This window comes from Streptomyces sp. NBC_01716 (assembly GCF_036248275.1).
GTDB lineage: Bacteria > Actinomycetota > Actinomycetes > Streptomycetales > Streptomycetaceae > Streptomyces.
Genome location: NZ_CP109181.1, coordinates 7,430,744 through 7,444,088, shown reverse-complemented (window position 1 = coordinate 7,444,088; position 13,345 = coordinate 7,430,744). Strand labels below are relative to the sequence as shown.

Annotated in this window: 26 protein-coding genes and 1 pseudogene; 14 read left to right on the top strand and 13 right to left on the bottom strand. The window is 67.7% G+C overall.

Annotated elements, in window-relative coordinates; translation table 11 throughout:
* Position 1 precedes the first annotated feature (1 nt).
* The 3 genes and pseudogenes from OIE74_RS33260 to OIE74_RS33250 form a co-directional block, all read right to left on the bottom strand.
* Entirely contained in the window at positions 2–658 is a 657-nt protein-coding gene (locus OIE74_RS33260) for a TetR/AcrR family transcriptional regulator (RefSeq protein WP_329390334.1), read from the bottom strand.
* Positions 659–754: 96 nt separating this feature from the next.
* Positions 755–916, bottom strand: a pseudogene (locus tag OIE74_RS33255) (peptidase C39 family protein); the annotation flags it as partial.
* Positions 917–1,143: 227 nt separating this feature from the next.
* Positions 1,144–1,299, bottom strand: coding sequence for a hypothetical protein (locus OIE74_RS33250; protein ID WP_329390332.1), 156 nt, complete (start codon positions 1,297–1,299; stop codon positions 1,144–1,146).
* A gap of 365 nt (positions 1,300–1,664) precedes the next feature.
* Between OIE74_RS33250 and OIE74_RS38705 the strand changes: the two genes are divergently transcribed.
* Positions 1,665–1,895 (top strand): helix-turn-helix domain-containing protein, encoded by a 231-nt coding sequence (locus OIE74_RS38705; RefSeq protein ID WP_443076304.1) that lies wholly within the window; start codon positions 1,665–1,667, stop codon positions 1,893–1,895.
* 165 nt (positions 1,896–2,060) lie between these two features.
* Here OIE74_RS38705 and OIE74_RS33245 read toward each other — a convergent pair whose 3' ends face one another.
* Positions 2,061–2,291 carry a hypothetical protein gene (locus tag OIE74_RS33245; protein ID WP_329390330.1) on the bottom strand — a complete coding sequence of 77 codons (231 nt, stop codon included), beginning with the start codon at positions 2,289–2,291 and terminating at the stop codon, positions 2,061–2,063.
* Between the two features lie 134 nt (positions 2,292–2,425).
* Here OIE74_RS33245 and OIE74_RS33240 point away from each other — a divergent pair, with 134 nt between their 5' ends.
* On the top strand, positions 2,426–2,674 hold the full coding sequence (locus OIE74_RS33240) for a GntR family transcriptional regulator (protein ID WP_329390328.1): 249 nt from the start codon (positions 2,426–2,428) through the stop codon (positions 2,672–2,674).
* 179 nt (positions 2,675–2,853) lie between these two features.
* Positions 2,854–3,105, top strand: coding sequence for a hypothetical protein (locus tag OIE74_RS33235; RefSeq protein ID WP_329390326.1), 252 nt, complete (start codon positions 2,854–2,856; stop codon positions 3,103–3,105).
* A 101-nt stretch (positions 3,106–3,206) separates the two neighbouring features.
* On the opposite strand, the gene OIE74_RS33230 is transcribed toward OIE74_RS33235, so the two are convergent.
* On the bottom strand, positions 3,207–3,515 hold the full coding sequence (locus tag OIE74_RS33230) for a hypothetical protein (RefSeq protein WP_329390324.1): 309 nt from the start codon (positions 3,513–3,515) through the stop codon (positions 3,207–3,209).
* Positions 3,516–3,697: 182 nt separating this feature from the next.
* On the opposite strand from OIE74_RS33230, the gene OIE74_RS33225 reads away from it, so the two are divergent.
* Together OIE74_RS33225 and OIE74_RS33220 are read left to right on the top strand one after the other, a co-directional pair.
* Positions 3,698–3,961, top strand: coding sequence for a hypothetical protein (locus OIE74_RS33225; protein ID WP_329390322.1), 264 nt, complete (start codon positions 3,698–3,700; stop codon positions 3,959–3,961).
* Positions 3,962–3,998: 37 nt separating this feature from the next.
* Positions 3,999–4,325 (top strand): DUF6233 domain-containing protein, encoded by a 327-nt coding sequence (locus OIE74_RS33220; protein ID WP_329390320.1) that lies wholly within the window; start codon positions 3,999–4,001, stop codon positions 4,323–4,325.
* A 299-nt stretch (positions 4,326–4,624) separates the two neighbouring features.
* On the opposite strand, the gene OIE74_RS33215 is transcribed toward OIE74_RS33220, so the two are convergent.
* Together OIE74_RS33215 and OIE74_RS33210 are read right to left on the bottom strand one after the other, a co-directional pair.
* Positions 4,625–5,641: a hypothetical protein gene (locus OIE74_RS33215; RefSeq protein WP_329390319.1), complete on the bottom strand. Its 1,017-nt coding sequence runs from the start codon at positions 5,639–5,641 to the stop codon at positions 4,625–4,627.
* Positions 5,638–6,144: a macro domain-containing protein gene (locus tag OIE74_RS33210; RefSeq protein ID WP_329390317.1), complete on the bottom strand. Its 507-nt coding sequence runs from the start codon at positions 6,142–6,144 to the stop codon at positions 5,638–5,640. Before OIE74_RS33210 ends, OIE74_RS33215 begins: the two co-directional genes overlap by 4 nt.
* A gap of 114 nt (positions 6,145–6,258) precedes the next feature.
* Here OIE74_RS33210 and OIE74_RS33205 point away from each other — a divergent pair, with 114 nt between their 5' ends.
* From OIE74_RS33205 to OIE74_RS33195, 3 genes are all read left to right on the top strand, one after another.
* Positions 6,259–6,750: a hypothetical protein gene (locus OIE74_RS33205; protein WP_329390315.1), complete on the top strand. Its 492-nt coding sequence runs from the start codon at positions 6,259–6,261 to the stop codon at positions 6,748–6,750.
* Between the two features lie 96 nt (positions 6,751–6,846).
* On the top strand, positions 6,847–7,446 hold the full coding sequence (locus OIE74_RS33200) for a hypothetical protein (RefSeq protein ID WP_329390313.1): 600 nt from the start codon (positions 6,847–6,849) through the stop codon (positions 7,444–7,446).
* A gap of 112 nt (positions 7,447–7,558) precedes the next feature.
* Positions 7,559–8,188, top strand: a complete 630-nt coding sequence (locus OIE74_RS33195) for a hypothetical protein (RefSeq protein WP_329390311.1) — start codon at positions 7,559–7,561, stop codon at positions 8,186–8,188.
* Between the two features lie 51 nt (positions 8,189–8,239).
* On the opposite strand, the gene OIE74_RS33190 is transcribed toward OIE74_RS33195, so the two are convergent.
* From OIE74_RS33190 to OIE74_RS33165, 6 genes are all read right to left on the bottom strand, one after another.
* Positions 8,240–8,428 (bottom strand): hypothetical protein, encoded by a 189-nt coding sequence (locus OIE74_RS33190; RefSeq protein WP_329390309.1) that lies wholly within the window; start codon positions 8,426–8,428, stop codon positions 8,240–8,242.
* Positions 8,425–8,784: a hypothetical protein gene (locus tag OIE74_RS33185; protein WP_329390307.1), complete on the bottom strand. Its 360-nt coding sequence runs from the start codon at positions 8,782–8,784 to the stop codon at positions 8,425–8,427. Before OIE74_RS33185 ends, OIE74_RS33190 begins: the two co-directional genes overlap by 4 nt.
* Positions 8,781–9,206 carry a hypothetical protein gene (locus OIE74_RS33180; protein ID WP_329390305.1) on the bottom strand — a complete coding sequence of 142 codons (426 nt, stop codon included), beginning with the start codon at positions 9,204–9,206 and terminating at the stop codon, positions 8,781–8,783. The genes OIE74_RS33185 and OIE74_RS33180 overlap by 4 nt, the downstream gene beginning before the upstream one ends.
* Before the next feature lie 15 nt (positions 9,207–9,221).
* A complete protein-coding gene (locus OIE74_RS33175) occupies positions 9,222–9,659 on the bottom strand; it encodes a hypothetical protein (protein WP_329390303.1) in 438 nt (145 codons plus the stop codon).
* Between the two features lie 27 nt (positions 9,660–9,686).
* Positions 9,687–10,496 carry a peptidoglycan-binding protein gene (locus tag OIE74_RS33170; RefSeq protein WP_329390301.1) on the bottom strand — a complete coding sequence of 270 codons (810 nt, stop codon included), beginning with the start codon at positions 10,494–10,496 and terminating at the stop codon, positions 9,687–9,689.
* Positions 10,497–10,559: 63 nt separating this feature from the next.
* Positions 10,560–10,982, bottom strand: coding sequence for a hypothetical protein (locus tag OIE74_RS33165; protein WP_329390298.1), 423 nt, complete (start codon positions 10,980–10,982; stop codon positions 10,560–10,562).
* A gap of 232 nt (positions 10,983–11,214) precedes the next feature.
* On the opposite strand from OIE74_RS33165, the gene OIE74_RS33160 reads away from it, so the two are divergent.
* The 6 genes from OIE74_RS33160 (at position 11,215) to OIE74_RS33135 (ending at position 13,344) form a co-directional block, all read left to right on the top strand.
* Positions 11,215–11,757, top strand: coding sequence for a hypothetical protein (locus OIE74_RS33160; protein WP_329390296.1), 543 nt, complete (start codon positions 11,215–11,217; stop codon positions 11,755–11,757).
* Positions 11,750–11,986 carry a hypothetical protein gene (locus tag OIE74_RS33155; RefSeq protein ID WP_329390294.1) on the top strand — a complete coding sequence of 79 codons (237 nt, stop codon included), beginning with the start codon at positions 11,750–11,752 and terminating at the stop codon, positions 11,984–11,986. The genes OIE74_RS33160 and OIE74_RS33155 overlap by 8 nt, the downstream gene beginning before the upstream one ends.
* Positions 11,979–12,218, top strand: a complete 240-nt coding sequence (locus tag OIE74_RS33150; protein WP_329390292.1) for a hypothetical protein — start codon at positions 11,979–11,981, stop codon at positions 12,216–12,218. Before OIE74_RS33155 ends, OIE74_RS33150 begins: the two co-directional genes overlap by 8 nt.
* Complete coding sequence (locus tag OIE74_RS33145) at positions 12,215–12,547, top strand: hypothetical protein (protein ID WP_329390290.1); 333 nt, start codon at positions 12,215–12,217, stop codon at positions 12,545–12,547. Before OIE74_RS33150 ends, OIE74_RS33145 begins: the two co-directional genes overlap by 4 nt.
* Complete coding sequence (locus OIE74_RS33140; RefSeq protein WP_329390288.1) at positions 12,544–12,828, top strand: hypothetical protein; 285 nt, start codon at positions 12,544–12,546, stop codon at positions 12,826–12,828. The genes OIE74_RS33145 and OIE74_RS33140 overlap by 4 nt, the downstream gene beginning before the upstream one ends.
* A gap of 120 nt (positions 12,829–12,948) precedes the next feature.
* Complete coding sequence (locus OIE74_RS33135; RefSeq protein WP_329390286.1) at positions 12,949–13,344, top strand: DUF3307 domain-containing protein; 396 nt, start codon at positions 12,949–12,951, stop codon at positions 13,342–13,344.
* Position 13,345: the final 1 nt, after the last annotated feature.

The following is a 13,345-nucleotide window of genomic DNA, read 5'->3' as shown; positions in this document are numbered from 1 at the left end:
CTCACAGACCGGTGTACGGGTGGAAGTCCGGGTCCGCCGGGGGCGCCGGGCAGTCCGGCGCGAACTCCTCGATCGTGTCGAGCGTGTGCCGCAGCATCCGCACCAGCAGATCGCGCGGTATCTCCCTGGGCAGTTCCTCGCGGTGCTCAAGCCATTCGAGGGTCAGCCACTCGACGCTGCTGAGCCAGCCCAGCAGGGCGAGTCTGGCGATCGGCGGGATGTCCCGGCGGCCGTACGCGCCCTCGGCGACAGTGGAGACCAGTCCCGTACGCACGGCGTCGCGGATCGCCTGCACCTGGGTGTCGAAGCCCACGCCGCCGGTGATGATCGTGCGGTACGCGGCCTCGTTGAACTCGGCGAACCGGAGATAGGCCTCGACGGTGCGCTGCACGCGCTGGGTGTTGGGCAGGTCGCCGCCGCCCGAAGCGAGCGAGACGAGTTCCATCACCGAGTCCTCGATGATGGCGAGGTAATAGCCGCGCTTGTTCTTGAAGTAGTAGTAGATCAGGCCCTTGGCGACCCCCGCGTGCTGCGCGATGTCGTCCATGGACAGGGCGTCGTACGACGTGTCGGCGAACAACTTACGGCCGGTGGCGATGAGTTCGGAGCGGCGGATCTGGGCCCGCTCGCTCTCGCCACGCTGTTGCCTGTTGTTCAAGTCCGCGCTTCCCAGTCTCGGCCGTCACAGGAGATCCGCAGTATTGCAGACCCGCTGACATGGGCCGGGACCGGCGTCGACGCCCTGTCCGGCGGCTCAGCGCACGCCCACGGCCGCCAGGGCCTTGCGCTGGGCCGCGGTGGGCTCCACGGGCCAGTAGAGGTAACAGACCCCGCCCGTGCCCGAGACGACGGTGCCCGCGGCGTTGTACCGCTTCGTGCGGAGCCAGATGTTCTCCCACTCGCGCCGCTTGTAGATATCACCTGTCGGATCGCCTGGTCGACGTTCCCCGACTCCTCTACCTGCGTTCTTCTCTGTTCCTTTGCGTATCCGGTGTGGGGTCTATGGAGTGCTAACTGGCTCCCCCCAGCCACTCCCCTGACCCGCAACTCCCCACCCACTCCCCCAGAAATCCGCCGCCCACCAGGTCGTCTACAGCAGAAGGCCGCCCCTCTCGTCGAGTTGAGGCGGCTGGCGGCGGGCGTCTACGCCCCGAGAGTCCCGGCCCGGTACACCTCACCGCGGCGTTCCGCGTGGATCTGACGCTCCTCTTCCAGCTCCAGGACGCAGTGCCCGCATGCGTGGAGTTCGTAGGTATGGCCGGATGGGGTGCTGATGGCGTCGAGGCGCGCAGCGTGCACGCCGGCGCGTCCACACCTGAAGCAGTCCGCAACTACCCATCGATAGAGGGCGAGGATCGCATCGGGGGTCATGCCTGTCTCCGTCGGGGTAAGCAACATGGGTAGTGCGGCCGGTCAAGGCGTGCGTATCGACTCCGGCCTGCGGGCTAATCCACCCTGCTCAACGGTCGTGTGCGGCATTCGGGGTGTCATCCAATCGCGTGAACGCATGTTCGATTCTTTACCGGTGGCCAAGGCCTTGCGATGAGCGCCAGGAGTCGACGGGCCGTTCGGAGCTGATGCCCAACCATGGACGCCGGCCATGATCACCAAAAGCGTCAGATCTGCTGCTGACAAGTGATCTTGAACCTCAGAGCGTTTACCGGATGGCAGACGACCATCCGCCCTGGGTCCTGAAAGATCGCCGCACTGTGGCGAACAATGTCCGTGGGCGGCGGCTAGACCGCAATCTCACCCAAGAGGAGTTGGTGCATCTATCCGGCGTCGACCGGAGCACGCTTCAGCGCCTGGAGTCTGGTAACCGGGAGGTCAAGCTCTCGACTTTGTCCCGCGTTGCGCATGCTCTTGGCGTCTCCATGGCTGTGCTCCTCGGATGATCGACCCAACTGAACGAGAGTCAACCTCAGATTTTGCCCAGGTAAAAGAGTGCGCCCTGCATTCACGCGGATGGGTCCTGTGTAAGGGGTGTGGATATGTCACCCGCTGTCCAGCTCACCCCTGAGCCCCGGCCGGCGAACGGGGGTTGATGCCGGCCGGGGCGGTCATGCGGCCCGCTTGGCTTCGTTCCACGCGGCCTTGAGCTCGACGGCCTGCGAGCAGTCGACGCCATCGGTGCGGCAGGTGCTCTTGCACTCCTCGGCGATGTGGGTCAGATAGGCATGCCAGGCCTTCTCTGCGCGCGCTTCGGGGGTGATGATGACGGCCTGCTCGTGTCCTGATCCGCCGCCCTCTTGCCACTCGCGTCCGACTCTGTCGTCGGTAGAATCCGCCATGGCGATGCCTTCCCGCGTCGTCCATACCCCCGGGCCGGTCGCACGGCTGCGGGGGTTTCCTGTGTTCCAGGTCCGCAGTGTACTGCGGTCTACTGCGGTCGCGTGGTGTACTGCGGTTGCCTAGCGTCAACATCATGAGTGCTGATCTTGACCGGACGCGGCCGATCTGGCGGCAGGTGGCGGCCGTCATCGAGGGTCGCATCGAGGACGGCACGTATCCGGTCGGCTCGAAGGTTCCCTCGGTCGTGGAGCTGTCGACCGAGTTTTCGGTTGCCGCGGCGACTGCACAGAAGGCGTTGGGCGCGTTGAAGCGCGAGGGCTTGGTGCGCACGGAGGTTGGGCTGGGGTCGTTCGTCGCCGAGCCGCCGTCGGCCGGCGAATAGGCTGGCGTCGCTCGCGTGACGAACGAACGCCCACCCGCGCGGGTAGGCGTTCAAGTTGGGGCGGTGTCTCTCCGGGGACGATCCGGGAGGCGAACCGCAGAACCTCCTGCCGCCAAGGCGGCCCGTTGCTCCAGGATGCCAGACAGGGTGGAGATCAGCACGGCCTTTAGACTCCGGCCGTGGCGAAAGAACCGAAGAGACCCGACGTCCCTGATGACCTTCTTCAGCTTCAGCGCGCGGCGGAGGCGGCCCGGCGTGCGGCGACGGCCGCCAGCTACTCCCCGGAGGCGTGGCGGCCGTGGCTGGACGCGGCGGAGAAGGTGCAGCGGGCCATCACGGCGCATGCGGCGGCGACCGCCGGGGTGAGCCGGTACGAGCTGGAGATGGCCGTCAAGCAGGCGGCGAAGAAGCTCGACGAGGCTGAGGGCTGACGCAGCTCCGCCCCGCCTGCGGTGCATCACGTCGCGGGCGGGGCGGGAAGCAATCCCCTGTTTCGCGGGCCCGCAGGCCCTGGGGGTTGATGGGGCAAAGTCTACCGGCGGGCACCGACAACGGGGCGGGCCTCGGCGGCGATCGTATGTCCGCACGGGTCGAGCGTAATCAGCCTCCCCAGCTCAACGCGGCTGCCGCCACCCTGCCCGTTGTGCCATTCGGTGTAGATGCTGTCCATGGCCATCCCGAGGGCCGGTTCACCACAGGCCGGGCATGCGACAGGGGCCCTGTCCGCCTCCGCCCTTCCGAGGGCAATCCCGAACTCCTCGGTCCAGCGGGCGTCCGGATGGTTCCACTCGGCGAGTGGCCCTTCCACGGTGTGGCCATTGATCGGCATCTGGAAATCCACGACCCCTCCTCCAGGGCTGGCCTCGCCGCCGACGGGGGTGGCAGCGGCGAGGCCAGGGTCAGTGTGGCAGCAGGCGCCGACAGATCGGGAGGCTTCGGGCGATCCGCACGCGGGCCGGGGCTGCCACGATCCGACGGAACCGTGCGACATAGCTGCGACACAGCCCCGGCACGATGGGGGGCATGACAACAATCGCACCCCGCGAGCAGGTGGGCTACTGCATCTACGTGTGGCACGAGACGACCGAGGCGGAAGTCCCGGACCGCATCACCGCCGACTACCTGGAGATCGCCGGGCAGATCATCAGCCTCGGCCTGGTCGATCTGGATGACCTGGATGACGTGTGGAGGATCGCGGAGGTGATCGCAGCATGGGACACAGAGCTCGGGAAGCGCCGCAACCGCAGCGGTTACGTGGCGCTTGCCGATGCGATCCTGACACCCTGAACCGGGTGGGCGAACACTCACCCCTAGAATCGAACGCATGTCCGACCTGCCACCGGCTGAACGCCTCACCAAACTCCGAACCCTCGAAACCTGGCTGGAATGGCAGCTCGCCAACACCCGCCGGAAAATCCACGCCCTCGAACAAGCCCCCACCGGGCCGGGCGGCTACGTCATCGAACCCAAACGCCACCCCACCCACCCCGAGCCGGCACTCATCCACCTCGCCGACTGCACCATGCCGCAGCGCAAGACACTGCCCATCGAGGCGAGCGCCGCCCGGCTCGGGCTCACGGAGGATCCGGAGACCGTGGCCGCGTGCGAGTTCTGCGCGCCAGAGCGGGGGCTCGCGGAAGGCGGGGCGTGACCGGGTGGACGCACGAACGCCCACCCCGAAGAGGTGGGCGTAAGGCGAACGGCGGACGCGTGGCCCGACGAGCTGGCGGCCGATCGAACGTCCCTTGGGGCGCTGCACCGCCAAGACCAGTGTGGCACGGAGGGCTGACAACGGGAGTGCCCTCCCGTGGGGAGCCGGGAAGGCGGTGGCCCCGCGCGCAGTACGCGGCGGGGCCAGTGCGGGGGCCACAGCCTGGGGGGCTCGGGTCCACGCAGAACCACGATGCACCCGAAATGGGTGACGTGGAAGGCGAAGGGGCGGATTGGGTGCTACAGCCCGATGTCGTCGCTCGCGGCGTCGGTCCACTTGTCGGCTTCGCGGATGTACCCCCAGAAGGCTGGGCTGTTCTCTGCGTGGCCGGACTGGGCGCGGATCTTCTCTTCGCGCTTCCCGGCCTTGCGGCTGGTGGTGATGAACCCGGCGCGCATGCTGTGGCCGGTCAGCCGGACTGCGACGCCTGCGCGTTCGGCGTTGCGGGCGATGATTTCTCGGCAGGCTTCGGCGGAAAGGGCGCGGTCGCCCATGTGCCCCCAGACGTCGATGGGGAGGAAGGCGGGCCCGTGGGTGATGCCTGCGGCGGCTCGCCAGGTGAGCCATGCGCGGACGGGGCAGGTGTCGACGTTCTTGCCGTAGGCGACGACGACGTCGCGGGGCGGGCGGCCCTTCACCGCTGGGACATGGACGTCGAGGCCGTTGCTGACGTGGACGATGGCGTCGGCTCGAAGGGCGGCGACTTCGGCGGAGCGTCCGGCGATCCCGAAGGCCATGAGCCAGAGAGCGCGGTCGCGCAACCCGGCGAGTCCGTCGGCGACCGCGGCGTCCATCTGCCGGAGCTGCTCGGGCGTGACGGCGGCGGCCTTGCCCCGGCCGCGCGCCTGACGCTCGGGGTCGTTCTTCAGCGGCTTGAGGGCCTGTCGTGCGGCGACGGTCGCGGCCTTGGGCACCTCAACGCCGAGGCTGCGCGCGGTGACGGTGACGCCGGTGATCCTGCGGTCGATGGAGTTGGGGGCGGCGAACTTGATGGTGTCGAGCCAGACGACGAAACCGACGAGGTTGCCTCTGGTGGCGGCGGTCGACGGCATGCGGTGGCCGGTGCGTTCGGCGAGCCAGTCGTGGAACTCCTCCCAGAGCGCCCAGTCGTTGGCGTAGCCGCGCTTGGTGTTGTGGGGGCGGATGGCATCGAGGTGCCTATCGGCCGCCTCTTCCATGGCGGCCAGGACGGCGAGCGTCGCGGCGTCGTAGACGGCGGGGGTGGCGTTCGGCTGGCGCGGGGCGAGGTCGGTCATGCGGCGGCCCCGACTGCGAGGTCGTACACGGCGACGTTGACGCCACGGCCGCACAGCTGATTCCTGATCAGCGGTTCGATGCGGGCCCATTCGCCACCCGCCAGTCCGCAGCCGATGCGCGGCATGTGCACCGAGGCGTCCAGGCGCCTCGCCTGTTCGGCGAGATGGCCCAACGCTTCGTCTATCGCTTCGTAGCGGACCGGCGGGTTGCCTCCGGCCCGACGGATGCCGCGCTGTCCGACCATGTTCGCCACCCACAATTCCGGGGCGACGCGCACCAACTGCACGGCGCCGAGCCTGAAGTCGTTCTGGCCACGACCCTGATGCCAAGCCCGGTAGGCGGCTTCCGGCTCGGGGCCGCGGCGCGACAGGGACATCACGAAGCCGCGACCCCATGCGCCGATGTCGTTACAGACGTGAGCGATGACCCGATTGCCGCTTCCGAGTGGAGCCGTCGCGTCGCCGTGGGCGTAGATGAGTCGTGCGCGGGAGTCTTCAGCCATGCCTAATTGTACCGTTTTTGCGCCCGCGATATGGCATGTTATCGAGGGTGACAACGGCCAACTCGACCCCAACGACCCGTTGGTCGGTGGCGAGGCACTCGCTAGCCTGCCGCCATGAGACGCGTGGTCTTTGACTCCAACGCCATCGATCCGATCGCCGACACCCCAGGGGCCTACGAAGCCCTCCGCGGAGCCGCCGATCGCGGCCGGCTGGAAGTGCTGTACACCCACGTCACGATCGATGAACTGAGCGCCATCCCCAACCCTGAGCGAAGGGAACAGCTCCTCGCCTGCATGACGGGACTGGGGCGGCCGGTGCCGACGGGCGCTTTCGTCCTTGATCACTCGCAGCTCGGCTTCGCCCGTCTCGGCGATGAAGCCGGTAGCGCCGCACTGGAGAATCTTCGTTCGGGAGCTGTGGCGCATACGAGCGACGGACTGATCGCATCGACTGCCAGGTATGAGGGCTGCGCTCTCGTGACCAACGAGACGACTCGACTGCCGAACCGGGCTCGGGAGGAGGGGTTGGAGGTCATCTCCTCGAAGGAACTGCTGGCCGAGTTCGGCTTCCCTCCCCCTGAGCGTCAAGCTCCTGCCAGCACATAAGGGAACGTTATGCGCTAGCGCTGCGATCCCAGGTCGGCCACCTCCCGCCGCCGGCACCTGCGGCGAGGCCCTCAACTCCCGCTACGGTTCGGCCGTATGGATATCCCGTGGTCTCAGATCGCCACCTTCTCCACCGCCGGCCTAAGCGCCGTTGCCGCTGTGGGCGCCTGGCGTGCCGCGCACCGCTCCGCCAGCACCGCTCACACGATCGCCGCGATTGAGCGCGCCCGAAGGCTTGAGGAGCGCAGGCCGCAGATCGAGTGCAGTCTCGATGAGCCGTGGACGGACGGGCAGGCCACCCTGAAGGTGGACCTCATCGGCCCCGACTCGCTGGGACACCTGGACGCGCTTAGCGTGCGCGTCGACAACGACGACTCGGAGCGCATCCTGCTGACGCCAGGTGGCGGCGTGACGCAGGCCGACTACGACGCCCACATCTGGGGTCCGTTCAGGTTCAGCCCTGGCATCAACGACTCGGACGCGGAGGGCCGCAATACGGCCGAGTTCCCCATGACGGTGGGCAGGGGGCGGCCGTTCGCGATGGAGCGCACACGGCCAGGTCATTGGATGACCGGCAAAACCTACGACAGTTGGCAGAACGACTACCGGAACGAACCGGTGCGCCTTGTGATCACCTGCCGCCTAGGCGAGGACACGTGGGTGCTGTCCAGGCAGATCCCCAACCCGCCGGAGTAGTACACATCTCCCCCGCATCTTGGTCACAAGTCCGTCACTGCTGGAACATCCCGCTTCCTCGTGCGCATTCGGGTCGCTACGGTCATCCCTCCGCGAAGCACCTGGGGGACTCATGCGCACCCGTATCACCGCAACTGCCGTGCTCCTTACCGTGTTACTTGCCGGCTGCGGCACGTCGAACGACAAGGCCCCGGCCGACACGACGGACGCGAAGGTCAAGGCGAGCGAGCCCGCTCACGAAGTCGACTGCTCCGACACGTCGCTGAGCCAGGCGGACTGGATGGAGCACTGCTCCGAGGAAGAAGGCGCCGGCACCGGTGGAGACGGCGGTCCGAGCACGGGCCTGGCGTTCGGTGACACCTATGAGTGGCCGGACGGGTTGACGGTGACGGTTGTTGAGGCGAAGGAGGTCACCGACTTCGGCGAGTACGAGGAGCCTGAGGACGGCAACACGGCGTTCCGTGTGAAGCTGAAGCTCACGAACGCAGGGAAAGGACCTGCTGACCTCGGCGACTTGTCCACGATCATCGACGGTGCGACGAACGGTGGTGAGGCCGCTTCCACCGAATTCAGCCGCGGGTCTGCTCTCCTCAGCGGCCGTCTGGCGCCAGGCGTGTCTGCGGTGAAGACGGACGACAACGTCCTGGAGACCAAGTACGGCAAGAAGATCGTGGTGACCGTGCAGCGGGCAAGCCAGGACTTCAGTCTGGAGTTCCCCGAGTTCAACGGCTCGATCAGCTAGACCAGACGCGCCGAAGCCCCGCCCGCCCCTCACGGGGCGAGCGGGGCTTCGTCAGGAGCCATCGTAAGGATCGACCTCCGCCTTGGGCGGCCACTGCGGTTCGAGGAATGGTGCGATGGACGGCGACGGCACCGGCGGCTCGTCCGCCATCCCCAGTTCCACCATCGTCCCCAGATCCGCCGCCGCCTCGTCGACGCGCGGCTGCACCGGGTGCTGGTCCGACAAGTCGTCCTCGGTCACACTCCAGTTCGGTTGTACTCGTCCACCAAGGGCGGCGGTTCGGTGGGTGTCACGCCGGACTGCCTCATCTGCATCGACAGATCTCCCACGTAGGAGGCGAACGCCCGCACGATGGAGCGGAGACGCGTCGTCTCCTGCCGCATCTCCACGACCTGCTTCGCCAAGTCGTCGCGGATCGTCTTGAACGCCTCCAAGTCCACGCGCCGCTGCTCGGGTTCGGCTTGCGCCGTCGCGGCGGCGCGTGTGGCCTCCGCTGTCGCTGATGCTGCGGCCTTCGTGGCGCGAGCGGCGAACAGCCCCGCGAGGATCATGCCGATGGTCCCGAACGCGGCCACCAGCGCAGCCCAGATAGTCACGGGCCCTTACCTTTCCGGCGGCGCGGAGCTGGGGGGACCGAATGTTCGGGCACCGTGCTCGCCCACATGATGACCCCGACGTGCGAGGTGAGGTACCAGAGTGCGACGAACGCGCCGCGCGAGTACTCGCCGCCGACAGCGGCGGCAAGGTAGGCGGTTGCCCATACTGCGGGGGGAATGAGGGCTGCGAGGAAGCCGTAGCCGTCGCGGCCGACCCGCAGGAACGCGGACCCGGTGGTGACGAGCCCGGCGACGATCCACAGCCACGACCAGTGGTGCAGGGAACAGACCCTCGTGAGGAGTTGCAGGCCGTCAGGCCTGGGCGGGTCCACGAGGAAGCTGACTCCCCAGCAGGTCTTGCCGACGCCGATGATGAGCAGGAACGTGCCGCGGCGGCCGAGCGTGGTTCGTAGCCGCCGCACCGCCCGGCACCGCACTTACACTCCCGCGAGAGGCTGCTTGACGGGGCTCTTCTGCTCCAACGACACGGACGACACGGGGGCGGTGACCTTCTCCCGCAGCCACAGGGTGACGAGTGCGGCGACGGCGGCCATGACCCTGCTCTGCTGGTCGGCGGACCAGTCGAGCCCGAGGCCGACGCCGAGCGCCATGCCCGCCTGTGCGAACTGGACGATCGCCGCGGCGAGGGCGCCGTTCTTGAGGACGATGGCGGTGATGACGCCGACGGCCGCCGCCGACAGGGCGTTGATGGCGGTCTGCGTGCCGTCGGAGATGTCGACGCCGAACGCCGACAGAGCCTGGAGGGCCGCGGCGATAAAGCCGAGGAGGTAGACAGGCTCTCTTCCGAAGATCTTCATGGTGGTGTCTCTCTGCTGGTTGGTGCGCTCCTGGTCGCCCAGAAACGTGCAGGTCACTGTGCTTACGCGGATGCGTAAGCTGGGTCAGACGTTGGGGACTTTGAGCGCGTCCCAGGTGGTGCGCCCCGGGGGCCACTTGGCGGCGGCCCCGGTGTAGCCCTGCTTCCGCTGCCACGCCTCGTAACTGTCGACGTCCGCCTGGCCGAGTTCGGGGCCGGGGCCGACCTTGTACCGGCCGCAGCCGACCGCGACGAGACGTTTGCCCATCGCGGTGAAGATGGCGGACTTCTTGCCGAGCGCCGGCCGGGACCCGTTGAGGAAGAAACTCGCCCCGGGGAACGGCTCGTACTTGGCGGGGGGCTTCGGTACGGGAGGTGTCGTCGTGGTGCCGCCCGGCCGGGGGGCGCCCTTCGAGACCCACGCGTACAGCGGCCCCCCGGGGCACGCGGTGGCGTACCCGTCGCGGTGGCCTTTGATCTCGGTCCCGGCGCCGTTCTTCCGCAGCAGCTCGATGCCGTCGCGGATCGCGGAGAGCATCTCGGGGGTGGGCTGGACCAGGCCGGATGATCCGACGAGCCCGAGGATCGCGTAGTGCGCGACATTCAGGGCCTGGTTGCCGTTGGCGCCGGTGCGCTTCCGCAGGCCGCGCCCCTCCATGAGGTAGCCGTGGGGGCAGGCCGCGTAGTTGTACGCCACGTCGGAGTAGTTCTCCACCTTGTTCGCGAGGTGCGACTTGCGGATGGCCTTCCACTCGGCCAGGCACGCGTTGTGGTCCGTCAGCAACTTCGTGGAGACGGCGGTCCCTTCGTAGTGGACCTTCACGCCCTTGGCGGACGTCTGCGACGGTGCCGCTGATGCGGGCCAGCCGAGCGCGGCGCGGGTGACGAGCTTCACGGGTCCCCTCTCTTTCTGTGACGGAAGCCCTGGCCGATGGCGGGAGCTTCGGTTGCGGGTGGCCTAGGGCAAGGCGGGAAGCTCCATCAGGGCGGTGACCCAGAAGTTGCTTCCGGGCACGACGACGTTCGCCGGGTTTGCCGGCGTCGCTTCGGCGCCGTTGGCGGGCTGCTTGGTGTAGAGGAACAGGCGGGTGGATGCGAGTCCGACGCTGGCGCCGACGTGTACGCCTCGGGCGGCGAAGGTTTCATCGGGGGTGACTTGCCATGACGACACCTTCAAGGCCGTGGTGGCGTGGGTGAGTTCGAGGTATGCGCTGCGCTGGGTCACTTTCGTGACGCCGGATGGACTGTGTCCGGCGTCGTTGAGGATGTGCCAGCCGTCGCCGGTGTTGCGGAGTACGCAGGAGATGAGGCCGAGTCGTGCTCCGTCTTCGGTGAGGAGGACGTGGTGCTGAGCGGCGGCTGCGGGACCGGTCAGCGTCATGGGTTCTCCTGCGGATTGGGCTGCGGCTGGGGTGCGTTGCCCAGCGACACGCTTGACCTTTGAATCATAGGTCGTAAGTTCGGATATGCCTATGATTCCAAGGTTTCCGCGTTATGGTGAGGTCTGGTCGCGAGGTCTACCCACCTCTGCTGGCCCTGCGGCGGGCCCGGCTGTGCGGGTCCGGCCCGCCGCCTCCAACCCGCACCACCCGCACCGGAGGCACCCAATGCCCATGTCTGACGTTCAAGGCCGTTGCCCCGCTTGTGGCGGCAGCTGCCTCTTCCTCGGTGAGGGCGGGCATGTGACGTGCTCGCGCCTCGACTGCCCGGACCCGACGGCCGCCGACGACCTGCTACACGGCGAGGAGGCGGCGCTCGCCCGGCTTCTCGGCGGTGGCGTTGCCGGGCGCAGCATCGCCGGGATGCTCACCCAGTACGGCTTCACCTCCGCCAAGCTTCCGCACGCCACGGACGCGGAACTGCGCCAAGTGCCCGGCATCGGCGAGACATCCCTCGCCACCATCCGACACGCCTTCCCGGTATCCGAGCCCGGCCCGGACTGTGTGGCCCTTGATGCTTTGCAGCTCATCTTCACTCGCTACAAGAACGCAGGTTTCACGCCGTCTTCTGTCGAGCTGCTGAAGCTCATCGAGGGGCTGCACGCCGTGGCGGTCAAGGAACGCCCGCGCGGCTGCCGCAAGTCGGGCGCTGGGGGCCCGGTCATCGGCACGGCACACATCGCGCTGAAGGTGCAGCCGGAGGTCATCCGTGATTAGCCTCATCGCTGTTCTCGCCTGTGACGCCCGCGAGTTCGAGACGTGGTGCCGCAACAGCGGCCTGTCGCCCCGCGACCGCGAAGTGGTCTACATCAGTCGCCGGGAGAAACTGCGCGGACTCGACAACGTCAAGGTGATCCGCTGCCCCCGCTGGGACCAGCATCCCGACGCAGGCCGCATCGACGAGTTCGTGCGAATGCTCGAACAGCGGAGGGCTCACAGTGGCTGACCAGCCGATCGGGCAGTTGCTCGACAGCCTCGGCGTCACCGCCTGCTTGGACGAAGGCGATCTACCCGTCGACGCGCTGGTCCTCGTCAAGGTCGTGAAGACCGACGGGGGCGTGTCGTTCGTAAAGGGCGCATCCGAGTCCCCGGACTGGATCACATCGCTCGGCATGCTCACTGCCGCCATCGAGATCGAGAACAGCGGCTACGTCAACGCAGCGGAGGAAGGCGAATGAGCGGCGGATCGTACAACTACCTGTGCCACGCCTTCGACCTTGACGATCTGGTCCGCAGGCGCGGCAGTTTGCGCGAGATGGCCGACCGGCTCGCCGGACTCGGGTACGCGCAAGATGCCGCCCGCGAGACCGAAGAGCTACTGGTCCTGCTCCAGCAGTGGGAGGTTCGCACCCAAGTCCGCATCAAGCGGCTAGAGGACGTCTGGAAGGCCATCGAATGGTGGGACTCCTCCGACTACTCCGAGGGCGACGTGCGCGAAGCCCTCGCCGCGTACAGAGGTGAGCCCGACCAGCCCGAACAGGGCCCCGCACTCAGGAACACGCCGTGACCACACCCCCGCCCCTCGCCGTCGGCGACGTCATCCACGGCTTCGCCCAAGGCGCGTTCGGCCGCGACCACTACCACTGCGTCCGCATCGAAGCCGTCGGCCCCGACTGGATCGTCGCCCGCGACCCCGACGACGACACGCACGGACCGTCCTTCGCTGCCGGGGCACGCACCCTCGGCCTGTGCGCAGAAGTGCGCGACAAAGGACATCAGACGGACTACGGAGAGACGCCCGAATCCTGCCCCGCCGAGCCCAAGCCGCGTCTCACCGACTGGAAGTGACGCCATGACCAACCAAGAGTCCCTGCGAATCGTGCGCCTCTTCGGCAAGAGCTACTGGTGGGACCGAGGCGAAGACGGGCAACTGACACTCAGACCCGCCACCTGGCTCCGGGGAATGCGATGATCGGCCTCGGGATTCTCCTTGCCCACCTCGCCGGGGACTATCTACTGCAATCGCATTGGATGGCGAACGAGAAAACGAAACGCTGGTGGCCCGCCTGGGCACATGCCCTGACCTACGGACTGCCGTTCCTGCCCATCACCCAGTCCCCGGCCGCGCTCGCTGTCATCGTCGTCACCCACGCGGTCATCGACCACTACCGGCTCGCCCGGCACGTGGTGTGGGCCAAGAACCTGCTCGCCCCGAAGGCGTACCGGCGCCCCTGGTCGGAGTGGGAGTGCTCGGCAACGGGGTACCCGTCGGACACACCGCCGTGGCTTGCCGTCTGGCTAATGATCATTGCCGACAATGCAATCCATTTGCTGATCAACACGGCAGCGGTTCAATGGCTCTGAC